24 protein-coding genes are annotated in these 24,396 nt (G+C 58.0%); 12 read left to right on the forward strand and 12 right to left on the reverse strand.

The genetic code is table 11. The annotated features are described in order from the left end of the window. Positions 1-2: 2 nt before the first annotated feature. From ABSB80_RS01885 to ABSB80_RS01905, 5 genes are all read right to left on the reverse strand, one after another. Positions 3-1,238: a UbiD family decarboxylase gene (locus tag ABSB80_RS01885; protein WP_428367586.1), complete on the reverse strand. Its 1,236-nt coding sequence runs from the start codon at positions 1,236-1,238 to the stop codon at positions 3-5. Further along, positions 1,231-1,785: a UbiX family flavin prenyltransferase gene (locus ABSB80_RS01890; RefSeq protein WP_428367588.1), complete on the reverse strand. Its 555-nt coding sequence runs from the start codon at positions 1,783-1,785 to the stop codon at positions 1,231-1,233. Before ABSB80_RS01890 ends, ABSB80_RS01885 begins: the two co-directional genes overlap by 8 nt. Positions 1,786-1,869: 84 nt before the next feature. After that, positions 1,870-2,316, reverse strand: coding sequence for a hypothetical protein (locus ABSB80_RS01895; RefSeq protein WP_428367590.1), 447 nt, complete (start codon positions 2,314-2,316; stop codon positions 1,870-1,872). A gap of 32 nt (positions 2,317-2,348) precedes the next feature. Continuing rightward, positions 2,349-2,825: a hypothetical protein gene (locus ABSB80_RS01900; RefSeq protein ID WP_428367592.1), complete on the reverse strand. Its 477-nt coding sequence runs from the start codon at positions 2,823-2,825 to the stop codon at positions 2,349-2,351. 107 nt (positions 2,826-2,932) lie between these two features. Then, positions 2,933-4,129, reverse strand: coding sequence for an HD domain-containing protein (locus tag ABSB80_RS01905; protein ID WP_428367594.1), 1,197 nt, complete (start codon positions 4,127-4,129; stop codon positions 2,933-2,935). A gap of 48 nt (positions 4,130-4,177) precedes the next feature. Here ABSB80_RS01905 and cofD point away from each other — a divergent pair, with 48 nt between their 5' ends. The 5 genes from cofD to ABSB80_RS01930 all read left to right on the forward strand — a co-directional run bounded on the left by cofD (position 4,178) and on the right by ABSB80_RS01930 (position 9,239). After that, a complete protein-coding gene (gene cofD / locus ABSB80_RS01910) occupies positions 4,178-5,080 on the forward strand; it encodes a 2-phospho-L-lactate transferase (RefSeq protein ID WP_428367596.1) in 903 nt (300 codons plus the stop codon). Between the two features lie 82 nt (positions 5,081-5,162). Then, entirely contained in the window at positions 5,163-6,080 is a 918-nt protein-coding gene (locus ABSB80_RS01915; protein ID WP_428367598.1) for a PEGA domain-containing protein, read from the forward strand. Between the two features lie 199 nt (positions 6,081-6,279). Further along, positions 6,280-7,467 (forward strand): HEAT repeat domain-containing protein, encoded by a 1,188-nt coding sequence (locus tag ABSB80_RS01920; RefSeq protein WP_428367600.1) that lies wholly within the window; start codon positions 6,280-6,282, stop codon positions 7,465-7,467. 104 nt (positions 7,468-7,571) lie between these two features. After that, positions 7,572-8,537 (forward strand): cation diffusion facilitator family transporter, encoded by a 966-nt coding sequence (locus ABSB80_RS01925; protein WP_428367602.1) that lies wholly within the window; start codon positions 7,572-7,574, stop codon positions 8,535-8,537. Between the two features lie 258 nt (positions 8,538-8,795). Next, the gene (locus ABSB80_RS01930) at positions 8,796-9,239 is read left to right on the forward strand and encodes a hypothetical protein (RefSeq protein WP_428367604.1); all 444 of its coding nucleotides are present in this window, start codon (positions 8,796-8,798) and stop codon (positions 9,237-9,239) included. Positions 9,240-9,383: 144 nt separating this feature from the next. Here the strand turns inward: ABSB80_RS01930 and ABSB80_RS01935 are convergent, their stop codons facing one another. Next, positions 9,384-10,049 (reverse strand): flavodoxin family protein, encoded by a 666-nt coding sequence (locus tag ABSB80_RS01935; RefSeq protein WP_428367606.1) that lies wholly within the window; start codon positions 10,047-10,049, stop codon positions 9,384-9,386. 580 nt (positions 10,050-10,629) lie between these two features. Here ABSB80_RS01935 and ABSB80_RS01940 point away from each other — a divergent pair. Beyond that, on the forward strand, positions 10,630-10,992 hold the full coding sequence (locus ABSB80_RS01940) for a hypothetical protein (protein WP_428367608.1): 363 nt from the start codon (positions 10,630-10,632) through the stop codon (positions 10,990-10,992). A 211-nt stretch (positions 10,993-11,203) separates the two neighbouring features. Here ABSB80_RS01940 and ABSB80_RS01945 read toward each other — a convergent pair whose 3' ends face one another. Continuing rightward, positions 11,204-11,797, reverse strand: coding sequence for a hypothetical protein (locus ABSB80_RS01945; protein ID WP_428367610.1), 594 nt, complete (start codon positions 11,795-11,797; stop codon positions 11,204-11,206). Between the two features lie 219 nt (positions 11,798-12,016). Here ABSB80_RS01945 and ABSB80_RS01950 point away from each other — a divergent pair, with 219 nt between their 5' ends. After that, the gene (locus ABSB80_RS01950) at positions 12,017-13,123 is read left to right on the forward strand and encodes a hypothetical protein (protein WP_428367612.1); all 1,107 of its coding nucleotides are present in this window, start codon (positions 12,017-12,019) and stop codon (positions 13,121-13,123) included. A gap of 41 nt (positions 13,124-13,164) precedes the next feature. On the opposite strand, the gene ABSB80_RS01955 is transcribed toward ABSB80_RS01950, so the two are convergent. Beyond that, positions 13,165-13,671 carry a hypothetical protein gene (locus ABSB80_RS01955; protein WP_428367614.1) on the reverse strand — a complete coding sequence of 169 codons (507 nt, stop codon included), beginning with the start codon at positions 13,669-13,671 and terminating at the stop codon, positions 13,165-13,167. A 261-nt stretch (positions 13,672-13,932) separates the two neighbouring features. Here ABSB80_RS01955 and aspS point away from each other — a divergent pair, with 261 nt between their 5' ends. Both aspS and ABSB80_RS01965 read left to right on the forward strand, forming a co-directional pair. Further along, the gene (aspS, locus tag ABSB80_RS01960; protein WP_428367616.1) at positions 13,933-15,225 is read left to right on the forward strand and encodes an aspartate--tRNA(Asn) ligase; all 1,293 of its coding nucleotides are present in this window, start codon (positions 13,933-13,935) and stop codon (positions 15,223-15,225) included. Positions 15,226-15,286: 61 nt separating this feature from the next. Continuing rightward, on the forward strand, positions 15,287-16,192 hold the full coding sequence (locus tag ABSB80_RS01965) for a methionine synthase (RefSeq protein WP_428367618.1): 906 nt from the start codon (positions 15,287-15,289) through the stop codon (positions 16,190-16,192). Positions 16,193-16,566: 374 nt separating this feature from the next. Here the strand turns inward: ABSB80_RS01965 and mreA are convergent, their stop codons facing one another. The 3 genes from mreA to ABSB80_RS01980 form a co-directional block, all read right to left on the reverse strand. Continuing rightward, positions 16,567-16,941: an MreA family transcriptional regulator gene (mreA, locus tag ABSB80_RS01970; RefSeq protein WP_428367620.1), complete on the reverse strand. Its 375-nt coding sequence runs from the start codon at positions 16,939-16,941 to the stop codon at positions 16,567-16,569. 172 nt (positions 16,942-17,113) lie between these two features. Beyond that, a complete protein-coding gene (locus ABSB80_RS01975; RefSeq protein WP_428367621.1) occupies positions 17,114-17,737 on the reverse strand; it encodes an RAD55 family ATPase in 624 nt (207 codons plus the stop codon). Between the two features lie 92 nt (positions 17,738-17,829). Continuing rightward, positions 17,830-19,371: a class I adenylate-forming enzyme family protein gene (locus tag ABSB80_RS01980; RefSeq protein ID WP_428367623.1), complete on the reverse strand. Its 1,542-nt coding sequence runs from the start codon at positions 19,369-19,371 to the stop codon at positions 17,830-17,832. 158 nt (positions 19,372-19,529) lie between these two features. Here ABSB80_RS01980 and ABSB80_RS01985 point away from each other — a divergent pair, with 158 nt between their 5' ends. Further along, positions 19,530-19,862: a hypothetical protein gene (locus ABSB80_RS01985; protein ID WP_428367625.1), complete on the forward strand. Its 333-nt coding sequence runs from the start codon at positions 19,530-19,532 to the stop codon at positions 19,860-19,862. 184 nt (positions 19,863-20,046) lie between these two features. On the opposite strand, the gene ABSB80_RS01990 is transcribed toward ABSB80_RS01985, so the two are convergent. Further along, positions 20,047-22,464 carry a CDC48 family AAA ATPase gene (locus ABSB80_RS01990; RefSeq protein WP_428367627.1) on the reverse strand — a complete coding sequence of 806 codons (2,418 nt, stop codon included), beginning with the start codon at positions 22,462-22,464 and terminating at the stop codon, positions 20,047-20,049. Positions 22,465-22,506: 42 nt separating this feature from the next. Between ABSB80_RS01990 and larC the strand changes: the two genes are divergently transcribed. Then, the gene (gene larC, locus ABSB80_RS01995; protein ID WP_428367629.1) at positions 22,507-23,727 is read left to right on the forward strand and encodes a nickel pincer cofactor biosynthesis protein LarC; all 1,221 of its coding nucleotides are present in this window, start codon (positions 22,507-22,509) and stop codon (positions 23,725-23,727) included. Beyond that, positions 23,714-24,391: a DNA repair and recombination protein RadB gene (gene radB, locus ABSB80_RS02000; RefSeq protein ID WP_428367631.1), complete on the forward strand. Its 678-nt coding sequence runs from the start codon at positions 23,714-23,716 to the stop codon at positions 24,389-24,391. The genes larC and radB overlap by 14 nt, the downstream gene beginning before the upstream one ends. The last annotated feature ends 5 nt before the right edge of the window (positions 24,392-24,396 follow it).

The following is a 24,396-nucleotide window of genomic DNA, read 5'->3' on the forward strand; positions in this document are numbered from 1 at the left end:
GTTCACCACGTCGCACGGGAGAATTCGTCCTCGCGGCCGAGCACCATCGTTGCGTCGATCCCGACCTTGACGTTCGTGCCGTCCTCCAGCTGGCAGGGGTCGAGGGATGACCCTCTCACGCCGGTGATCACCATGATGTCCCGGTCGCCGCTGACCCGGGTCGCGACCGCGTACTCCACGTCGTTGGGGTCGCAGGGGTCGATGTCCTCGTCAACGACAACGACGTGCTTGAGCGAGGTGTGGGCGGCGAATGCGGCCATGATCGCGTTCTTTGCATCGCCCTGCGTGCTCTTTTTGATCTGGATCACCGCGTGGAGGTAGCCGCAGCCGCCCTTGGTCAGGACCACGTTTCTCACTTCGGTAACCCCGGCCACTGCGCGGTAGATCTTCGGCTCGTAGGGCGCCCCCATCAGCACTTTATGCTCGTCTCCCCCGGGCAGGATACCATGGTAGATGAAATCCGGTTTTGTATACATACCCGTGAACTCGATGACCGGCTGGCGCCGGACAGGATCATAGGTCCCGGTGATATCGACAAACGGCCCTTCGTCCGTGAGATCGGGGCCGATAAACCCTTCGAGCACGATCTCCGCATCGGGCACAAGCACCCCGTTACTGCACTTCCGTACCCGGATTTCGCCGCCGAGAAGTTCTGCTGCATATCCAAGCTCCATGCCGGTCGGCACCCGGGTGCAGCTCGCAAACGTGACTGCCGGGTGGGTCCCGATGGTCACGGCGATGGGAAGTTTCTCGCCTTTCGCGAGTGCTTTCCTGTGCATCACGTGCGTGTGCCGCCCCTCGACAAGCCGGGCCGCCACCCGGTGGTCGTCGAGCACCAGCATCCGGTGGATCGAAGCGTTCTCCACGCCATCGAACCGGGAAAAAACGATAGCCGAAGTGAGGTACTTCCCTGCGTCTTTCGGGAAGTGGTGCATGATCGGCAGGTGGGAGAGGTCGGGTTTTTTCATCGGCAGGGTGCCGTCCTGCACCACTTTCCCGTCAAATTTTGCATCGGCAAGGGTCTTCACGATCTGTTTCCCGTCGATGCCAAGGGCAACGGAGAGCGAGGTCCGGCTCGCGGTGAGGTTCATGACCGCACGCCCCCCGTCGATATTATGGAAGAACAGGAGCTTGTCGGTGGTGGCTGCCATCTTCGGGGCCTGCATGTCTGCCGAGACCGGCTCATCGATATCGATGACCATGTCCCGCTTTCGCATCTTCTCTATGAATTCACGCATCGTAACCATTCCAGCGTCTGATGAGGTCATGCTCCACCCCGAGATGGTCGAGCACGCGCGCGACGACCATGTCCACGAGGTCGTCGATGGTCTTCGGGTTGTGGTAGAATGCCGGGCAGGCGGGCATGATCGTTGCGCCGGCGTCCCCGGCGGCCAGCATGTTCTTCAGGTGGATCTTCGAGAGCGGGGTCTCGCGGGTGACAAGGATGCACTTCCGGTGCTCCTTGAGGCAGACATCGGCCGTGCGGGTGATCAGGTTGTCGGCGTAGCCGGTTGCGATTGCGGCAAGCGTCTTCTGGCTGCACGGGATCACAACGAGGCCGTCAAACCGGTGGGAGCCGCTCGCGATAGGTGCGGCGATCTTATCGATGTCATGGTAGACCGCATCGAAACCTTCAAACGAGACCCCTTCATGGCCGGCAATCTGTTGTGCCACGTCCGATACGATGATGTGTACCGTTGCGTCCCTGCAGAGCACCTCCAGCAGGCGCCGGGCATAGCAGGCCCCGCTCGCGCCCGTCACTCCGACTGCGAACTCTCTCTTCATGGTTGCGTTCCGCTCTCCTGTGATACCAATGTCGGGTTTATGACAAAAAGAGTTTATGCCGGGATCCGCCCGCCCGGGCCCTTGTTACCGGGTTTTGGGCGGGGCGAAGAAGCGGTACCTGACCTGGGCCTCCTCGACCTTCCGGGCATGGGACGGATTGAGGTCGCGGCGCGCCTCGATGACCAGGGTATTGAGGATGTTGTGGAGGCGGAGCGTGTCGTATTCCTTGTCCTTGTGTTCATTGAGGAAATCCAGCAGGTCGTTGGTGCTCCTCAGGACCCCGCCGCTCCCCACGAGGTTCAAACGGTTGAGCGTCAGGGCAAGGTTCTTCTTTGCGATGTCCATCTTGTACGGGTCGCCACCGGCAAGGTTCAGCTCGGTGATGGCATTGAGCAGGTCCGTATACACCCTGAGCTTGTGGGTGCTCTCGTGCATCCGCCGTTCTGCGCTGCGCAGCTTCAGGAAGGCGATGGCGATGACTATCACCACGGCCACTGCGCAGCAGGCCGCTACAATCCAGTCTTCGATCATGTTCCTTTCACCATTTTTCCATCGTAGAGAGATTACGGGTTCCGCTTGGCAATAATTACATCTACGCTCACACGGTTGCCCTTCAGATCAAACCTGTAGGGGCCTGCATTGTACATAGGGTGCTGCTGGTATTTGTCCAGAGGGTAACTGCGGCCATAGCCAAAGGTCTCCGACCGGCCGGAATCTATGTTGGTTGCCGTGATTTCGAACCAGGTATACTGGGGATCGAGATTTGTCGGGTTCACGGTAAAAACAATTGCCCACGGATCGTTCGTAACATGGAATTGCTCCGAAAATGTTTCGCTTTCACTGGCAAATGAATATTTTTTATGGAGATACTCCTGCCCCAGCGTAAATGAGAACTGAGGGACTGCAGTTGTCGTGACCGGCGCTGCAGTCATGGCCGGAGTCGTCGCAGCCGGCGGTGACTGGGCCGGTGGAGCAGTACATCCGGCAAGGATCGCTCCAGCACCGATGAGCAGGAGTATGGCAATGACACGGTTTCTCATTATGGGGAATGTTTGGGAACCGTGCTATATTATTTTTTATTTGTGGAATGGTGTCATTTCCGCTGGACTTCAGCGATGGAATCCCTGCCAGGCCGGCATGTGTCGGATCAAAAAAGGGTGTCCTGGCGGGTGGGTTTCCTGATGTGCAGGACCTCGCACCCTGCCTCGGCGACTCTTTCCCGGAACTCAGGGAGCGTATAGATGCCGAGGCGCCACTGTTCCCGCCGCGTTGCATTGAACGTCCGTATCCGGGGCGAGATCTCCTCGAAACTGACCACGGTATGCCGGTTTTTCACCCGCACGCCCAGCGACAACTCACTGGGGATGGAAGGGATGTCCACCAGCACCTCGTGCGGGCTGATACCTGCGCAGTCCGCGATCTGCCGGGCGAATTCGCGGCATCTCTCGATGGGGATCCCGTCCTGGAACGGTACCGCGTTGACCTGCCCGCTCCCCACGTAGAGTGCCCGTTTGTACAGCCGCCGCTCGTACAGGCGGCGCGAAAGGTCCCTGGCAACAGGGCTTGCAGATGTGCGCAGGGCCTGGAGACAGGTGGAGTCATCCATGCTGAGGAGGGACTCCGGCGTTACCCGGGTCTCCCGCAGGTGTTCCAGCACCGCCAGCTGGAACATGCTCTCACCGATACGACTTACGTGGTGGTAATAGACCGAGGGGCGCATGAGCGTGCGGGCGATCAGGAGGGATTCGGCTGCGTTCACCCCGTTTTCATCCAGCACCGTCCCTTCCGGCGTGTGGATCAGGTACCGGATCAGGCGCTGGGCATCCACCGTCCCGTACGGGGCCCCGGTATAATAAGCATCCCGGAGCAGGTAGTCCATCCGGTCGACATCGAGGTCACCATGGATGATCCCCGAGAGGGGATGGTCTCCTTTTATGACCGTGCAGAGCTCGTCCGGTTGTATCCCTGACTTCCTGAGCAGGTCTCCCACCTGATCTTCAACGATTGCCTCGATGTTGTCGTGGGTGCGGTGGAGGAACTCTTCCATCAGCGGCTCGCTCGCGTGCGAGAACGGCCCGTGCCCGATATCGTGGAGGAGGGCCGCGGCCGTGACAAGGGTCCGCTCGTCTTCCGATAGTCCGAACCTCCTGCCTGCCACATCGGCGAGGAACATAGTCCCGAGCGAGTGCTCGAAGCGCGTATGGTTTGCACCGGGGTAGACCAGATAGGAAAAACCGAGCTGCTTGATGTAGCGGAGGCGCTGCAGCGCCGGGGAATCGAGCAGGGTGAGCGCGAAATCCTCCACCTCCACGTAGCCATGGACCGGGTCCTTGATGATCTTCACAGATTCACTAAAAGAATCTTCATATACATCGCATAAAAGTATTGAGTAATGATAACGTTCCTTTCTGGCGGGACCGGCACCCCGAAGCTCCTGCGGGGCATGCAGAAGGTCATGGACCGGCACGAGATCTCGGTTGTGGTCAATACTGCCGAAGACATCTGGATATCAGGAAACCACATCTCTCCTGACCTTGACACGGTCATGTACCTGTTCGCCGGTATTCTCAACACGGAGACGTGGTGGGGGATCCGGAGCGATACCTTTACTACCCACGAAGAGGTCACCCGCCTCGGGGCCGATGAGTTCATCGCCATCGGCGACAGGGACCGGGCCGTCCACATCGCCCGCGGCGAGATGATGCGCAACGGCATGCGCCTCACCAATGTGACAAAAATCCTCTGCGAGCGGTTCGGCGTCCGGGAGAACGTCCTCCCCATGACCGATACCGAGGTGACGACCCAGGTCAAGACCGATCTCGGCCTGATCCATTTCCAGGAGTACTGGGTGAGAGCGAAAGGCAAGATCGAGATCGAGGAAGTCCTTCGCAGTTACGACGAACCCCCGGTGGCCACGGAAGAAGTGCTGTTGGCTGTTGCGGCCAGTGACGCCGTTATCATCGGTCCCTCCAACCCAATCACCAGTATCCTGCCGATCCTCTCGTGCGAAGGGATGAAGCAGGCACTCGGGGGAAAACCTGTCATCGCCGTCAGCCCGTTTATCGGTGACGCACCGGTCAGCGGCCCGGCAGGGGTGCTTATGAAGGCCTCGGGATTTGAACCGAGTTCGATCGGCACTTTCACCTGTTACGAAGGGATCACCGATATTTTCGTACAGGACATCCGCGACCCGGTGCAGGTGAGCGACTCGGTACGGTTTGACACCCTGATGACGGATGAAGATAAGAGCATCGCTCTGGCACACGATATTCTGGAGCTGGTCCGGAAATGCTGACAGACTTTTTGTGCCAATCGATGTATTAAAAAAGTATTTCAGGGTTCAATCCAGATATCCAGTCGATGATGGAGGAGAGGAAATGTTCCGGAAACTAGTTATCCCCATGGTAATTTTCAGTATCCTCATTGCAGGATGCATATCCGCCCCGAATACGGCAAAAGGTACGCTCAATTTTTCATCCTCGCCCTCCGGTGCCCAGATATACCTCGACAGCCAGTACCAGGGGACTACGCCGAGCACCTTACCCGGTATAAATCCGGGAGATCACACCCTCGAATACCGGTACCCCGGGTACCAGAGCTGGTACACGAATATTACGGTATCGTCGGGTTCGTCGGTAATCTATGCAGCGTTGATCCCTGCCGGCATGATCGCGAACCCTTCGTCGCTTGTTCAGGTTGAAACCACCCCCGCTCCTTCTTCCCCGCAGGCACTTACCCTGAATGTTGGAAAGGACCCTATGATCGTTGGCAACTCGCAGACATTTTCCGGCACCGGTACCCCGGGCGATATCGTGCAGCTGGTCCTCTCCGGCCCGGGAAAATATACGAATGGGGTGAACCTGTTCCTGGTAAAAGTCGGTGACGACGGGACCTGGCAATATACCTGGAACCCGGGGTCTTCAGTCCTGGCCGGTTCCTATAGCATTCTCGCAAGCGACACTCAAAAGGCAACGTCCGTGAGGGATGCGTTCACTGTCGTCGGCGGGGGTCAGGTTACCGTCATAACGGGCAGGTATTCCTACAAAATTGGCGATACCATAACCTTTTCCGGCATGTGCACGACCGGTGCCCAGAGCGTCATCCTGACCTTGTCCGGTCCGGGGCAATTTTCCAATGGCGTCAGCCTCGGGACGCAGTCGGTTAATGCCGACAACTCCTGGACGTACAAATATGGGACATCCTATTCGATGCCGGGCGGATCGTATACGATAAATGTCAACGATGCACAAATGACGGCTTCCGCATCCTCAGTCTTCTCACTCTCCAGCACCTGATGGCACAGCCCGCCTGAAATACTCCGGCGCTGGTGACAAATTCCCGTTTTTCTTTCCGGTCTGTGGAATAAAAATGTCATTGAATGGAGGAGATCCTCAAATATTCGGCAAATACTCGGCGCAATGAAAATAAAAACCCGAACCAGCCATCCGATACCTATTTGAATGATTTTATACTAATATTCGTTCGGAGAACACCATGGGCATTATCAAGAAATTCCTCAACATGTTCAAATCGGGAAAAGGAGAGGAAGATGAAGCGCGCCTCCGTGCACAGAAGGAGCGCTCAGAGAACTTCCTCAGGGCCCTGACGGAGGGGGACCTCGACGCCCGGTGGGCAGCAGTCCGGTCTGTCGGTGATCTTGGTGAACCCTTCATCGAACCACTGATACAGGGTCTGAAGGATGAATACTGGATCATCCGGAGGGGCTCAGCCGACACCCTTGGCAAGATCGGCGCCCCGGCAGTTGCCCCGCTGATCGGTGCACTGGATGAACCATGGGACGATATCCGGCAGGAGACAATACGGGCGCTCCAGCTGATCGGCGAGCCATCGGTCGCGCCTCTCATCCAGGCGACCACGAACCACCACCCGCTCATCCGGCGTGGCGCCGTGCAGGCGCTCGGTATCATGGGAGAAGGGAGGGCAGTACCCGCCCTGATCGAGTCCCTGAAAGACGCCGACGCGGGCGTCAGGCGCGAATCTGCCGTTGCGTTAGGCAGGATCGGCGATCCACAGGCAGTCCCTCATCTTGTCGAAAGCCTCAATGATGCACAGGAGCAGGTCAGGGGTGCCGCGATGGCTACCCTCTGCTCCCTGGGCGGGCCGTCCATCGGGCCGCTGATCCGCGCCCTTGTTGATGTGAACGAGGATGTCTGTCGCCGTGCCGCGATGGCCCTGATCACGATTGGCGAGCCTTCCGTCGATGCCCTGATATCAGCCCTGAAGGATCCGAACCCCGGCATCCGCAGGGGTGCTGCCGAAGTGCTCGGCCAGATCGGGAACACGAAAGCCATTGGCCCGATTATCGATGCATTTGACGATCCTGAACGGCTCGTCAGGAGCGAAGCAGTACGATCCCTTGCAGCGCTTGGCGTACCTGCCATTGCCCCGCTCATGCAGGTCTTCCGGGAAGGCGACAACCGGATGAGGACCGGTGCCATGGAGGCGCTCTGGATGCTGGGCCAGCCGGCAACGACACCGCTCATCATGGTGCTGAAAGACGACCAGAGCGATGTGCGGAAGCGGGCAGCGCTCCTGCTTGGTGAGATTGGTGACGCCAAAGCTGTTGATCACCTGACCGGGCTGCTTTCCGACGATAATGTTGCGGTGCGTAAGGAAGCGTTCGAAGCTCTCGAGATGATCAAGAACCGGACTTCTCCATAAACCCCCTCCGTTTTTTGAGCAAACATCCGGTCCAGGGGAGTTATCGGAAAATAATCCATTCCGAAGTCTTTTTTCCCTGCCAGCGAAACAGTGATACTGACACCATGTTCGGGTTTTTTTCTTATAAGAAAGCGGTGACCGGCCAGTCCGCTGGTGCCAAACAGCAGACCGCCCGGCTCTCGGTCATCTCCAATATATCCCTTGTCGTCATGAAACTCGCTGTCGGGTCGGCTGTCGGCTCGCTCGCCATCATCTCCGAAGCCCTTCACTCGGGGATAGACCTCCTCGCCGCCCTTATTGCGTACTTGTCGATAAAGAAAGCAAGTGAGCCGCCGGACGAGATCCACCGGTTCGGGCATGGCAAATTCGAGGACATATCCGGTTTTTTCGAGGCCCTGCTCATCTTTGCTGCCGCTGTCCTGATCATGTACGAAGCCGTCATGAAACTCATCCACGGTGAGACCGGCCTGGACACCGGCACGCTGCTGTATGTCGGTATCGCTGTCATGGGGGTTTCGGCGGTGGTGAATTTTTACGTTTCCGGTCGCCTGATGAATGTGGCAAAAGCAACCGAGTCCATCGCCCTTGAAAGCGACGCCTGGCACCTCCGCACCGATGTCTATACCTCCCTTGGGATCATGGCAGGGCTGGTCCTGATCAAACTCACCGGTATCGTGATTCTCGACCAGCTCTTCGCTTTCGGGGTTGCCGTTGTTATCATGCACGCAGCATACGAACTGACGGTACGCTCCTTTGGCACCCTCACCGATCGCCGCCTCTCCGATAAGGAGGAGGACCGGATCAAGCAGATCCTGTGCGATCATGCGACGGACTATGCCAATTTCCATGCCCTGAGAACGAGAAGGTCCGGTGCCGACCGGTTCATCGACCTCCACCTGGTCGTGGCAAAAGATACCACGGTCCAGGAAGCGCACGATCTTTCCGATCATCTCGAGTCCGATATCCTTCTTGAGTTCCCGAGGGCGAGCATCTCCATCCATGTGGAACCGTGCAGCGGGGACTGCAACGACTGCTCTTCTCTGTGCAGGGAACATAAGCCTGCAGTCTGATCGCAGCTTCTGGTAGTATTGCCTGGTACCCTCTCCTCCGGTACGCCCCTGATCATACCCTTTGTTTCCGCACACAGCACTTGCCCGGAGGGATCAAAGGCCTCTGCCGGTATCGCCACAGGGCCGGCAGGGTGTTTTTTGCCTTTTCCGGTACATTCTCTCCCAACTACCGTGCGGGAATTCTTCTGTCCCCCTCATCCTGCTGCCATGGCAGGTTCACAACCTATTTCCGATCCGGGGGATACTACCACGTGAGGTATGGCAATGCGACTGGTGGTTACATTACGAAACCGCGAAGCAGTGACAACGGGATCAACGGGTGGCCCTGCAGCTGATGTCCTGCCTGACACCTACCGTGAACGGCTGATCAAGTATGTTCCCGTAGAAGTGATTGTACTCTTCGTAGCTGCGTATGGCGCGACGTACGCGGTCCTGGGCACCGGACCATTTTTTCCCAGGATTGCCCTCTGGATAGTTCTTGTGGGGATCATAGGGACACCTCTCTATCTCTGGAAGGCCGAACAGGTGACCGACCTGGTACAGCTGATCGTATCGACTCTTGGGGTTGTTGTCTGGGTGTTTGCTCTCGGAGTGCTCCCCATTTCAGATCTTCCGTGGTATAACCAGGTGGTCGCCGCGCTGGTCCTGCCGGTGTACGTCTTTGCTTCGCCACTCGCCGTGGGCATTCCGGACCGCTGGTGAGTGCTCCTATGCCGGATCACCGCGATCAAAAAAAAGCGCGGTCAGCCGGAAAGGGCCAGCGCCGGAATGAAAACAGGTCGGGAGGAAAAGGACGGGAAAGGATCATAGTATAGCCGGAAGGCGATTCAAAAAATGAGAAAGGACTTACAGTTCCCCGAGGTCCTTCCAGTAATCGTACTCATGCTTCCAGAATTCTTTGTTGAATGACACCAGGCGTTTGAAGTACTCTTTGCGCTCGTGGTGGTATTTTTCCTGGGCCGGGTCTTTCCACTTCGTCCTGACGGCCTCGGCCAGTCTTCGCCCGAGTTCCTTTGCCTGTTGTTCTCCGCCGGTGATGGCATTCGGGTCTGCGCCGATAAGCACGCCGACTCTTCCTACTGTTGTTGCCCCGAGGTTCTGGAGCGTGGCGTTCATGTAGTCGGCAACCTCGTCTGCCATGGAACCCCCCGCCGTGCAGACACCGCACCCGTACTTCCCGGCAAATGACTGGCAGTGGATCGAGTCGGCCATCCGGTCGAGTACCGTTTTGAGCTGGGCCGTAACTTGGTTGATATAATTCGGTGAACCGAGCACGATCCCGTCCGCTTCCATCATCTTTTCGAGAAGCGCGGGAAAGTCGTCATCGTTGATGCACTCGCCCTTCGCATAACAGGTCCCGCATGCAGTGCAGTACTTTATATCGAGGCCACAGATGTCTATGAACGTTACATCCGCTCCCGCCTGGCGTGCTCCTTCGAGCACTCCCATGACAAGCCGCCGGGTCTGGCTCTTCTCCCCTTTCGGGCTCGCGTTGATTCCGATGATCTTCACGATATCACCTGTTGTAATAATTCTTGCCGGGCATCATAAAGATGTACGGTACCCGGTTAAGTCTTGAACAGGTCAGGGAAAGGGAGGACACGTAGAGCAGGCAGGGGCATCATTTTTGTGAAATCGCCCATGATCATCCGCGATTTCACCGACTGTCCTGACGAAACGGGTCCAAGACCAGTCCCGGCTCTTCGAACTCCTTCATCCCTATAAGGTGGACTGGCGGGAGGTCTCGGGTGCAGTGTCGCCCTCCCGGTTGCCCAGCCCGGTGAATCGCCGCTCCCTCATTGTCTGAATACGTCAGCGGAACTCTCCTCTATTCTCAAAGGGATCGGGGATATATATCGGCCGCGGGAGCGCGCCCGTCCCTTAAGGCCAGATCGTGTTCATCCCGTCGGGTGCACCTCAGGATATCCGCGATATCGGCGGCCGGAAATCCTGTATTTCTCGCCATCGGTGCCCCCGGATGGCATGCAGCGGACGGGGACGTGTCAGATAGCCCGCCGGTCAATAGCGAAATGAGAGAACACGGGCAGAACCACGCGGATGTTTTTTATAAATTGAGCAATATCCCTCAACTATGGGTATCGAAGATGTACTTCAGGAAAACAGGACACGGGTATTCTTCTTCCTGATCCTTTTCGCTGCTGTGCTCTGGGCAGTATTCCTCCTGCAGCGTGGCGAGATACTCCAGCTCAGTATCCTGGTCGCCGCTCTTGCCGCCATCAACCCGGTGGTTGCGTTTGTTGAAGTGAGAAATCCCCGTCAGGCCCGGTCCCTGTTCTTCCTGTACCTGCTTGTCCTTGTGGCCCTCCTGTGGGCAACGTTCCTCCTCGTCCTGGGGGTCCAGCTCTGGATCAGCCTGTTCCTCTTCATTATTGCCGTCGGGATCCCCGTAACCCTCAAGATGACCACCCATGAACTGGATCCGGTTGTGAAGTAACCTTTTTACGATTTTTTCACGAAACCGATACCAGGCAGGAAAATTATCCCTTACGAGAGAAAAGGCCGGGGGTACAGAGTACCCTGTCGTCAAAACCGGAATGAAAAATGCATCTATGGCGTCTTTGCTGGTTGCTATGACCGGCCCGGTTGCCGGGACAATAGTCCGCCGGACTTCTGACAATTCAAAAAGAGACAGGATCAAAAAAAAGTTATTCCCAGTAATATTTTACAAACAATTTTGATTTCTGGATGGATGGTGTGAAGACCCGGAGTGCAACCGGTACGATCAGGACGGTCACGATGATGTTGCCGATCAGCCAGCTGGAGAAGACACTGCCGATCTGGCCGCCAGGGATTACGTTGCCGAGCCCGAGAGTCCAGGCACCCCATGCGGCACCGACGATATTGTTGATCACGACGCCGAAGAGGAGGAGGAGGGATATGTCCCGCCGGTTTTTCAGCGTCAGATCGATTTCGAAGGTGCGGAGCGCCACCAGCGGGATAAGGACCTGAAGGAGTCCGGCAACAGCCCAGTATATCGCAACATCGGGATGGCTGGCAATGCTTCCGGAAGAGAGGAGCCCCGAGCCGATCAGCGTTCCGGCATACGCGGCAATTGCACCGTAGGCACCGAACCAGAGCGTGAAGAGGATCATGAACGCAACGGCAGGATACAGCCAGGAGACCCCGCTCACGCCCGTAGGGAAGAGAGCACCGGAGAGCTGGGCGAGGAGGATGTTGACAACGACGAGAACAAGCGTGAGAATGACAAAGGAATACGTGGGTTCATGGACGGTTTTCATGAATTCACCTTTATTCCATATGGTACACGCATATAAATAGTATTTTTCCGGGTTCTGTTAACTTATTGAGGGATCGTGAAACCTGTTAACCGGCGCGGGATAGACTCCAGTGCAAAAGCCAGAAACGGTACCGTTCCGATCTTTCAGCATGGCCGGACGGGTCATGCACAGTAATTAATATTGAAGCGGTGCGGAACTATTCATTGAGGACGGTCGCTCATGAAGATGCCACAGGACCCGGATCTGGCTTCAGTATCTGCGGAAGAGGAGGAACTGGTACAGGAAGAGGTGCGGGCAAGGAGCGAACGGAGCGATGCAGGACTCGAAGGGCTTGTCGGCGGCCTTGATTCTGTCATCATCACCACCGAACCCGACAACCTCGTCCCCGCCGTCTACGAACTGCTGAGGTATACCGGCCTCTCGTGCCACGAGGCATTTTTTAACGCCGACGCGCAGAGCTATGTCCTCGGCCTCCCGGGATCAGCGTCCCTTATCATACTGTCACGCGGCGGGGCGCCAAACCCGTTTGCCGGTGTCAATAAAGCCCGGCTGACTGCACACCTCCCCAATACACGGCTCGAGACGTTCGTCTTCTCCACGCCGGATATCCGGCAATACGTGGCGGTCCAGAAGAAAAGGGGGGTGAAGTTCCTCACTGCCGGTCCCCGGGAATCGGATTACTTCCTGTTCATCCAGACCGTTCCCTCCCCGTTCACCGGAAACTCGATCGGGTTCATTGAATGGCAGGACGATATGAAGACCTATGCACCACCGGGTGCGACCCGGGTCTCACCTGACCTTGAAAAGCCGTCGTTCCGCCACCTCGGCAATATCTTTGAGCTCGACCATGTTGCCACCCGTGTGCGGGCCCAGGACCGGAAGGCTGCCATCCTCGAATTTGTCGGTCTCACCAATTACCATTACGATTTCGGCGTGCATGTCAGGTCCCTCAACTCGATCACGAGCGTGGCACGGCGCAACCCTGACGATTTTGCCATGGTGTTCACTTCCGGGATCACCCCCTTCGTCTCGGAAGAGGTGTCCGGGCCTACCGAGAAGTTCATCCGGAACTACGGGACCCGGGCCCATCATATGGCGTTCCGGACCGAGAATATCGAGGCGACGATAAAGAACCTGAAAAAAGACGGGATGAAGTTCCTGCTCGAGCTGGCAGGTTCTGAAGAGGAAGGACTCAAACAGATCTTCTCAGAACCTTCGCCCTCCACCCTGATCGTCAACGAATACATCCAACGGTATGGTGGTTTTGACGGCTTTTTTACCCGATCCAACGTAGAAAAACTGACCGGGGCAACCGCACGACAGTAAAAAAGATTATTTGGCTTCAGGCATTCCGGGTTGTTGCCGGTTCAGGCCGGCTGGGCGTTCATGTCAGGCGGGATCAGGTGCCTGAGTACGAGTTCCGGGACCTGGTTGGATGTCCTGACGGTCATGGTGAAGTCGGCGGTTCCTCCGGACGAACCGAGATAGGTCAGGGTGATCTGGAAGTCTGTCTCAAAGACCGGGACCCCCATGACGGTTATCCGTGCGTGCCGGGGACTGATCACCCGTTCCTGTCCGACCACCAGCTTCTCTTTTGTCCCGTCCACGTCTGTCACCATCTCGTTGTTATACGACATGACAAGGATGTGGCTGCTCCCGATTGTGATCGGCTCCCCGTCCGGGAGGGTAACCTTGTACGTCGTGGTGTACGGGAGCGCCGTCCCGGTCGTCGTATCGAGCACTGCGATGGTGAGGGTAAAAACAGCGAGGGTTGCAATGACGATGATCAGGAGTACGACGCCGAGCAGGACCTTCGTCCCGGTACTCCAGCCTCGTGCGCCCTTTGTATCAGCACTTCGGGAACTGTCCGCCATAGGTCTTCCATTGTACAGGAGTTCCCGGAATATTATATGGATTGTGGATTTGTCGTGTCCCGGCCCGCTCTTCCCTTGGTGCTGGTACTACCATAGTCGAAGAAATTCTTTTTTGAATTTCTTCTCCAGCCTGCCCTTCCCTGCGGGATCCGAGAGGTTCGACAGAACCTCGAGGAGGAGGAGAATTCATCGGAATTCTTCGACCAAGGCAGTCTCCCATAAACTCCATAACCCCCCCCGGCCCATTGTTATAGGATTTTGATGCGCATACCCATACAATCAGTGACGCCGGAGTGCGGCCACGCGGAGATCTGCGGCTGGGTCCACGAGGTCAGGGATCTCGGGGGCCTCGCGTTCTTTTTGATCCGCGACCGGACCGGCATCATCCAGGTGACCATCCCGAAGAAGAAGGCTCCCGAGGCGGTGCTTGCCGCCGCAAAAGCGGTCTCCCGCGAATCGGTCGTCCGGGTGACCGGGACCGTGAAGGCGATCGACAAGGCTCCCGGCGGTCGTGAACTGGTGCCCGAGATATTCGAGATCGTCTCCCTTGCGGAGACCCCGCTCCCCCTCGATGTATCCGAGAAGGTCCCGGTCGAGCTGGATACCCGGCTCGATGCCCGGTTCCTTGACGTGCGGAGGCCCCGGGTTGCTGCGGTCTTCGAGATCCGCAGCGCGGCCCTGCATGCCATCAACCAGTATTTCCACCACGAGGGGTTCACCAACATCACCACGCCCAAGATCGTTGCAGCAGCAACCGAGGGCGGGACCGAGCTGTTTCCCATAGCGTACTTCGACAAGGAGGCTTTCCTCAACCAGAGCCCCCAGCTCTATAAGCAGATGATGATGGCGGCAGGCTGCGAGAAGGTGTACGAGATCGGCCCGATCTTCCGTGCTGAAGAGCATAACACCACGAAGCACCTGAACGAGGCGACCAGCATCGATATCGAGGTCTCGTTTGCCGACCACCTTGAGGTCATGCGCATCCTCGAGGATCTCATTGTCAGGGTCTACGGGTACGTGAACGGGACGTGTTCTTCCCAGCTCGCAAACCTGGAAATTACGAACTTCCCCCTCCCGAAAGCCCCGTTCCCAAGGCTCCCGTACGGTGAAGCAATCGAGATCGCGAAGAAGACGATCGAGGACCCCATCAGGTATGGCGATGATATCAGCCCCGCGGCCGAGCGGGCGATCGGTGCCGAGATGGGCGGGCATTATTTCATCGTGGACTGGCCCAGCGAGATCAGGCCCTACTACGCGATGCAGTACGAGAACGATCCCTCGATCTGCAAGGCGTTCGACCTGATGCACCCCCGGATGGAGCTCTCAAGCGGCGCCCAGCGGGAGCACAGGTACGACCGGCTCGTGCACCAGATCAGCAGGAAAGGTCTCAACCCCGGGAGCTTCGAGTTCTACCTCCGCCCGTTCCGGTACGGCATGCCCCCCCACGCAGGCTGGGGCCTCGGGGCAGAGCGGCTGGTCATGACCATGCTCGGCCTTTCCAATGTGCGGGAAGCGGTCCTGTTCCCGCGGGACATGCACCGGCTGGTCCCCTGACCACGAACTATTTTTACACACGGGACAATCCAGCTGTAGCAGACACCTGCCCGGATCCCTTATGGCAAAAGCGTATTTCATCAATAAAGTGCTGGCAACTACGGTGGTCGGCAGCTACCCGGTCACGAAGAGCGGGGGACTGCGGAGCCTCTTCGACCCGCTCCACGCTGCAGTAGAGACTGCGGTCGCGGACCAGATTGCCGCCGGCATCGACATCATCTCGGACGGACAGATCCGGGGGGACATGATCCAGGTGTTCACCGCGCAACTGCCAGGTATCAAAGGGCAGGACGTGATCGGCAAGGTGGAGCCGGCTGCAGGGGCGATAACCGTTGGCGACACGAAGTATGCCCTCTCGAAAGCCCCGAAGGTCAAGGGGATCATCACCGGCCCTTCCACGCTCGCCCACGGCCTCCACATCAGCACCCCGATGTACCGGAACAAGGAGGAGCTCGCGCTCGACCTTGCCTCAGCCCTCATTGTCGAGGCAAAGAGCCTGGAGGCTGCCGGGGTGGCCCTGCTCCAGATCGATGAGCCGATCCTCTCGACCGGCACCGCCGACCTCGCGGTGGGGAAGCAGGCCGTGGAGATGATCACGTCGGCAATCCGCATCCCTACCTGCATGCACGTCTGCGGGAACCTTGCAAACGTGCTCGACGAACTCCTGAAGTTCAATGTCAATGTACTGGACTTTGAGTTCTCCAGAAACCCGGCGAACCTCGATATCCTCTCACGCAGGGACCTTGCCGGCAAGATGCTCGGGTACGGGTGCGTAGACTCGGCTTCTGAAGAGGTTGAGCCGGTACAGGAAATCCGGAAGCGGATCGAGAAGGGTCTCGCTACGTTCGACCCGAAGATCATGCTGATAGACCCGGACTGCGGGATGCGGATGCGGAGCCGGGAGTCGGCGTACTGGAAACTCAAGAACATGGTTGAAGCGGCAAAGGAAGTACGGATTGCACTGTGAGCCGTGAATTTTTTCTTGCTGAATATCAGATCTGAAGCCCCCGCTACGGGCACACCGGTTTTTTTGTCTATTGCATCCTGCTGATAAATCCGGCGCGGATTTGATCGGCCCAAAATAATTTTCGCCTTATATCCGATCGGGGCAAAAAAATTTCCGGCCCAACTCATATCGCACCAAAAATAGTCCGGCATAGGTGTAACCGATCCGGGTAATCTCCCATGGTACCAAATTATTTCCCATCAACTGTTGTGCGCAGCAATAGCAATGACGCATCCGGTTGTCGTGTTAAAAAAGGATTGGGGGAACCTCCAGGAAACCGCAGGGAACAACACCGTCAATACGGAAAGGTCCGAATTCCGGGCCACACCCCTGGTTCAGTTGATGTAATCCCGTAATTTCCGGATAAGGGCGAGCTGCTGGTTCGCCTCTTCCTTCTTCTCTGTCTCGATGCTGTTCATGATCTCGGTGATGGGTCTGGCCAGTGTGTAGATCTTCGTCGGGCGTCCTATGGTTTCTGCCGAAACTTCGCGGCTCCGGATCCATCCCTTCTCCGAGAGGGACCGCATGGCCATGCTTACCTCGGGCTGGCGCAGGTCGATCCCGCGTTCGATCTCATGGGACGATGCCTCCGGGGTATTTGCCAGAAACACCAGTACCTTGGCAATATTTTTCCTGGTTCCTATCTCGATCAGGAGGTTGGTAAACTCTTCTTCTTCATCGGTAAAATACAGAACGTTTTTCTCTTTCATGGTGCTCCCGGTTTTTTATCCGGCCCTCTTTATCATGATTTTTAAATATTCCCATAAATGCATTCCGGTATTACCACGGAAAACAGGCACAACTCTCAGGATAACCCGACGTGATCGGGAGTAACTCTCCCGGAATTCCCGCACCGGGTTCAAAAAAGAGTGAGGGGTTCCGTTACACGACTCTCGATGTTGTCGACGCCTCGATGCCCTTATCGGTGATGATGAACGGGAGCAGCCGCTGGGGTGCTGCCGAGTCTTTGATCTTGTGGACAGCGAGTGTCCGCTCAATCTCTGCCTGATGGATCTCCGTCTTGAACTCAATGACAATATCCGCTGCACGCATGATCCTGGTCATTTCCATGGGCGGGTGGATGCCGGTATAGACGACAAACATCAGGTTTGCGGCGCGTTTCTTCATCTCATCGCGGGCGAGGCGCAGGAACTTCAGCGCCCCGTCAATCCCGTACCTGACGACAATGGCGGAGAGCGAGTCCACGACAATCCTCCCGCCGGCCATCTGTGTGAGGTACATCTCGGGATGCATTTCAGAGGCGTCGACCATGCCGGTATCGACATCGCCATCGTTCATGAAGTACGTGCCCTCTTCCCCACCTTCCGCCTTCCAGAACTGCATGGCGGCTAGGTCGACCCCGGCGAGCGGCGTCCCGTAGATCATGATGAGGGTCCCCTCGGGAAACCCGCCGTCAAGGAGGAGGTTGAGCCCTACGATACCGGTGGTCCGCTTCTTGTACCTCCCGCCAGCCGGGATGTCAAAGATGCGGCTTGTCGTGTCCATCGGGGATGCACCGGAGAGTATTATTGAATATCTGCTTAAAAAGTTTGCGGGGTCACGGGCGATTTTGTCGCAGAATATCCCTCTATTCCGGATTAGGAGCCCGTTCCGCCGAACTTTTGCCGGAGGTCCCTGCGCAGCAGCTTCCAGCCATGGACGCGGGGCAGCGAATCAACGAGAATGAGTTTCCGGGGAACCTTGTACCCTGCCATATTGTCCCTGCAGTAGGTTGCAAACTCTGGTTCTGTCAATGATGTACCGGGCCTGAGCACAATGGCAGCGACTGGAACTTCGCCTCTGCGTTCGTGCGGAACCCCGAACACTGCAACGTCTGCAACCGCAGGGTGCCGGACGATCACGTTCTCAACTTCAGTCGGATAAACCTTCCAGCCGGACATGATGATCATGTCCTTTTTCCTGTCGGTGATGCAGAGGATTCCTTCCGTATCAATGTTCCCGATATCGCCGGTCAGGAACCAGCCGTCATGCCGGAATACTTCACGGGTCGCTTCCGTCATGTTCCAGTACCCTTTTGCAACTGCCGGGCCCCGGAGTGCGATCTCGCCGCTCTCTCCGGAGGGCATCTCTTTTTCAGGATCTTCCGTGTCAACGATCCGTATCTCCGTATACCCGACTGCAACCCCTACGCTCTGATATCCTTTCGTGAGGTGCGGGTACTCCGGGAGCGTGGTTGTTCCCGAGCCGATCACGATCGTCTCCGAAAGGCCGTACGAGTTCGCCACCGCGATGTGGTAGCGCCGGTCGAACGCCTCCCAGACCGCAGGCAGGAGCTGCCCGCCACCCGATATGATGACCCGGGCATGCCGGAGCCGCTGCTCGGTCCCGGGAGGGGAGTGGACGAGCGAGTGGATGACCGGTGGCATGCCGGCCAGAATCGTCACCTCGTGTTTTTCTGCCAGGGAAAGATACTGCTCACCCTCGAACCGCGCCATCATGACGTACGTCCCACCGGCGCGGATAACTGAAAGCCCCCACGAGATCCCGACATGGCCCATGGGGTAGATCCCGAGGTAGGTATCGACCGGGCGGAGCCTGAGGGCGTCACGTTCCGTGTCAAGAGCCGTCATCCAGTTGCCATGCGTGAGCATAGCGCCCTTGGGCTTTCCGGTCGTTCCCGCAGTGTACTGGATGTGGCAGAGGTCCTCAGTCGAGCAGTTGGCCGCACGCATACTGGCCGGGGCAGGAGGGAATGACGCCCATTCCACCGATCCCTTGCAGGAACCGTCAGTACAGATGATATGGTGGACGGCGGGAACATGCTGGAGGATGCTGCTGACGACCGATGCTCCCTGCCGGTCGGTAATTACCGCAATGGCGCCGGCATCATTGAGCACGTGCAGCAGTTCCTCACCCTTGTACGCGATGTTGGTAGGGACCGCGACTGCACCAATCCGCCAGAGAGCAAAATAACTGATGAGGTATTCCGGTGAGCTGTCAAGATAGATGCAGACCCGGTCTCCCTTTCCCACACCGAGATTTACAAGGCCAAGGCCGACCCGGTTCATCTCGTCCCGGAGGTTCCCGTAACTGTAACTCTCGTTCCGGGAAGGGCAGATGAGGGCGGCTTTGCTGGCCGGAACGCTTTTTGCATCGAGGAGCGTCGTAACGTTGGACATAAATAGGGGTACTTCAGGTTGTTACAAAATTGGACTCTGATGTATATAGTTGTTCATTCCCCCGTGCCGGAATATGACTGCCTCTGGTATTTCGGGTCGGTATACCCGGAATGCCAAACTATTTGTGGTTCCTGCCCCGATTAATCAGTCTGACACGTATGGCTGAAGAGAACCAGCAGACACAGGAAACACCAGTCCAGCAGGAGCGGCCATTACCGACACCGGAGAATCCGGGGACTCCACAGAATAACCGGCAACCGCGGAGAGACCGGGGCAGGTACCCCGGTGGCCAGAGGCACCATTTCCGCCGGGAACAGCCCCCGGACCCGGCTTCGGGAAAACCGGTGGAGCCTGCGGAAGAGGATGCAGGTACCGATGACGACGAAGAGACTGAACGTGACCGCTCATCATCTCAGCACCGGCACCGCCGCGGCGGCAGGCCGGAAAAGAGAATAATCGAGGAATGGGCAAACGACCCGTACTGCGAGTAGCCGGACCGGAGCGCGACTGAGCGGGGGTCGCATATTTTTTGGAAGCGATATCCTTTCAGGGGAACCGTTTTTCACCGGGGATGGCACCTCTCATTTAACGATGGCAGTTCATCTAGGGCCTGATAACCGGTACACTCCAAAACAACCAAGAAAAACCGGTAAAACGTGGGTAATAAAAGAGAGATTACTGGTATTCCGGCGGCTGGACCTGTTTTGGCAGGCCGCCCTTGAAGTGCTGCCGGATCTTATCGTAATACTGCCGCAGGTTCTCGTTCATGGTCGGGTGAACTTTCTTCTGTGCTTCCTCGAAGTGACGCTGTGAAATGCTCGTTGCGCCTTCGCGGAGCGCAAGCATGCCCGCTTCCCGGCAGAGAGATTCAAGGTCCGAGCCGACAAAGCCCTCCGTCATGCCGGCAAGGTATCCGGCAAGATGCTCCCGCGCCGGATCTGCAAAGCTGAGTCTCCTCTCCCCGAGCAGTTCGAGGAACCGCCTGCGGCATGTCCCGGGAGGATAGGCCGTACGATCTTCCGGTACCGGTACGATGGCGGATTTTACGTCGGCTGCGGTAACCTGCCGGTCCTTACCCAGTTTCTCGATCAGTTCTCCGAGAACATCGTCATCGCACTTCTCAATCATCGTTACGACTTCTTCGAGTGATGACCCCTCTACCGGCATGAACCTGGTGTGGATGCCGATGATCTTCTTCCGGTCTTCAAGCGAGGGCTCCCCGATATAGACGAGCCTGTCGAAGCGACCTGCCCGAAGAAGGGCCGGATCCACGATATCCGGGCGGTTCGTCGCTCCCATCACCACGACGTCCCTGAGTTCTTCGAGCCCGTCCATCTCGGTCAGGATCTGGTTGAGCACGTTGTCGATCACATGTGAATCGCTGCTTGTTCCCCGGGCCGGTGCAATGGCATCGATCTCGTCAAAGAATATGATCGATGGCGAGACCTGCCGGGCTTTCTTGAAGACTTCCCTGACCGCCCGCTCACTTTCGCCCACCCACTTGGAGAGGAGCTGCGGCCCCCGGACCGGAATGAAGTTCGCCCCGCTCTCGCTTGCTACGGCCTTTGCGATCAGGGTCTTGCCGGTGCCGGGCGGCCCGTAGAGGAGGATACCACGGGGGGGCACTATGCCGAGGTCCTCGAATTTCTGGCGGTCGGTGAGCGGGAGCTCGATCGCTTCGCGGACCTCGGTCTTGGCTGAGTCGAGACCCCCGACATTCTGCCACTTCACGTGCGAGACCTCGAGCATCACTTCCCGCATCGCGCTCGGGCCGACATCCCGCTGGGCGCTGCGGAAGTCGTTTGCCAGCACCTTGAGCGAGTCCAGCACCTCGGCCGGGATCTCTTCTGCATCGAGGTCCAGCCCGGGCAGGTACCTCCGCAGGGCACGGATCGCGGCTTCGCGGGCGAGCGCCGCAAGGTCTGCACCGACGAAACCGTGGGTCTGCTGGGCCAGACCATCAAGGCTCACATCATCCGCAAGCGGCATACCGCGGGTGTGGATCTTCATGATCTCGATCCGGTCGAGTTCGCTCGGGACGCCGATCTCGATCTCCCGGTCGAACCTGCCGGGCCTCCGCAGGGCAGCGTCGATGGCATCGACGCGGTTGGTTGCGCCGATAACAACTACCTGACCGCGTTCCTCGAGGCCGTCCATCATGGTCAGGAGCTGGGCAACGACCCTGCGTTCGACCTCCCCGGTCACCTCCTCGCGCCGGGGCGCGATAGAATCGAGCTCGTCGATGAAGATGATCGACGGAGCGTTCTCCCGTGCCTCCTCGAAGACCTCCCGGAGCCGCTGCTCACTCTCGCCGTAATATTTCGAGATGACTTCGGGGCCGGCGATCGATATGAAGTGCGCCCCACTCTCGCTTGCGACTGCCTTCGCGATCAGGGTCTTGCCGGTACCGGGCGGTCCGTAGAGGAGGACACCTTTGGGAGGTTCGATTCCGAGTTTCTGGAACAGTTCCGGGTGGCGCAGCGGGAGCTCGATCGTCTCGCGGAGCCGCTGGAGTTCGTCTTTCAACCCGCCGATATCTTCGTACGAGAACCTCTTGACGCCCTCGAACCCGGCTGCCGGCTTGTCGGAGAACTCTATCGAGGTATTCTTGGTGATGATCACCGCTTCCTCCGGCTCGATCTCCACGACCTTAAACCCCACGATCTGCGGCTGGATGAACGGCAACCCCAGCATGATCGGGATCGTGTCGTTCCTGACAACCGGGAAATCGATCAGGCCGTTGACCACGTGCGGGTTGTTTGCGATCGGGATCTTCTTGGGCAGGTCCTCGGGTGGCGCAAGGACGACCCGTTTTGCTTCGATCTCGTCAACGATCTTGACGACTTTGACCGTATCCCCGATGCTGACACCGGCATTGAGCCGGGTAAAATTGTCAACCCGTACCTTACGCTGGTTCCAGTCCTCGACAAGCGAACGCCAGACCTTAGCGACCGTGCGGCGCTTCCCCTCGATCGCTACCAAGTCGCCGGGCGAGATCTTGAGAAGCAGCATCGTTTCGGGATCCAGCCGGGCCTTCCCCCCACCCTGATCGCCGGGGTACGCGGAATCCACCCTCAATTGCACTTCAGGCATTACCTTAAAGGTCATATACGCAGGGATTTATAAGTACTGATAATGAGGGTCCTTATTCTCGATCCATTTCACGGGGCGGCGGGCGACATGGTCTCCGGGGCACTGCTGGACTGCGGGGCGGACGAGAGTCTCGTCCTCCGGGCAATGCAGTCTGTTGTTGCCGAACCCGTGATCACCCGCGTCACGAGAGCCGGTATCCGGGCGGTAAAAGTGGACACCAAGGCGACACCGGCCCACCGCACGCTTGCCGACGTGTTCAAACGGCTTGACGAGGCCGCTCCCCGCGTTCCGGGACCGGCCCTCGCCATGGCCCGCCGGGTTTTTGAACGGATCCACGCGGCAGAAGAAGAAGTTCACGGGGCCCACGCCCACTTCCACGAAGTCGGGGCCGATGACGCGATAGCGGACGTGATCGGTGCATGCACGGCCCTCCATTCGCTCGAAGTCGATGGCGTCAGGGTCCTGCCCGTCACCGTAGGACACGGGACCGCAACCGGCTCCCATGGTACGTTTCCGGTCCCGGCCCCGGCAACTGCCGTGATCCTCAGGACCAGCGGGCTCGTCTCCGTCCCCGGCAACCATACGGGCGAGCTCTGCACGCCAACCGGGGCGGCACTCCTCGCGGAATTCGCCACCATGGCTGTTGCCGAACCCGCTGCATACACGATCGAGGCTGTCGGGTACGGGGCCGGTACACGGGATCCGCATCACGCCCCCAACGTCCTGAGAGCGATGATTGTCCAGACGACCGGGAGCGGGGCTTCCCGTGCAATGCCCGAAGACTGCGTGGATATCCTTGAGACAAACGTGGACGATGTAAGCGGGGAAGTGATCGCCCACGCGATCACGCGGTTCATGGAAGCCGGTGCACGGGATGCAAGCGCCACACCGGTTATCATGAAGAAAGGCCGCCCGGGCTTCCTCATCCGGGTGATCAGCCTGCCCGGAACAAGCGCGCCGCTCGCGGAACTGATGGCACGCGAGCTCGGGACACTGGGTATCCGCTGCATTCCCGCAGTCCACCGCTTCATCGCGGAGCGGTCTGTCGAAGAGGTAGAGGTTGAAATTTCCGGGATACGCCGGAAGGTGCCTCTGAAGTGCGGGTGGATGAACGGTTCCGTATATATGGTAAAAGCTGAGTTCGGGCCGGCCAGGGACTGGGCGACCGAACTTAACCTCCCGGTGAGGGAGGTACTTCGCATCATCGAAGATGCCGGCTGGAACGCTGTAATGGCCCGGGCAGGTGGCGATGAAGACCGATAGGCAGACAAGCGGGAACGAGGCTCTTGACGCGCTTCTTGGCGGAGGTCTCGAAGTGCGGACAGTCACCCAGTTTTATGGCGAGCCGGCGAGTGGCAAGAGCACGCTGTGCGCAATCGCCGCTGTTGCCACTCTCAGGGCCGGCCATGCCGTGGTGTATATTGATTCCGAGGGCTTTTCCATAGAGCGGTTCCGCCAGATCGCGGGAGCTGATACGGAAAAGATTGCCGATCGCCTCTTCCTGTTCGAACCGATCGATTTCGAGCACCAGGGAGCCATGATAGCCGAAGCAGAGAAGGTGCTCAAGGCCCACAAGCCGGGCCTGCTCGTCATGGATTCAGCAACCGCCCTGTACCGTACTGATCTTGAGAAAGGGCGGGATGCCATGCAGGCCCTGACCAGGCAGATGATCCACCTCCTTGGCTATGCCAAGCGGTATGGGATCCCGGTCATCATCACCAACCAGGTTTACATGGACACGGTGAAAAATACCTATTTCGGCCTTGGGGGAACTGCACTTGAACATCTCTCAAAAGTGATCGTGCGGCTTGAGAAGACCGACAGCCCCGGAATCCGTCGGGCCAGGCTCGTCAAGCACCGTTCCCGGCCGGAAGGTGCTTCCTTTGATTATGAGATCGTCGGGGATGGCATCAGGGTAAAAGCGTAGCTCCC

The organism is Methanoregula sp., assembly GCF_050010295.1.
Taxonomy (GTDB): domain Archaea; phylum Halobacteriota; class Methanomicrobia; order Methanomicrobiales; family Methanospirillaceae; genus Methanoregula.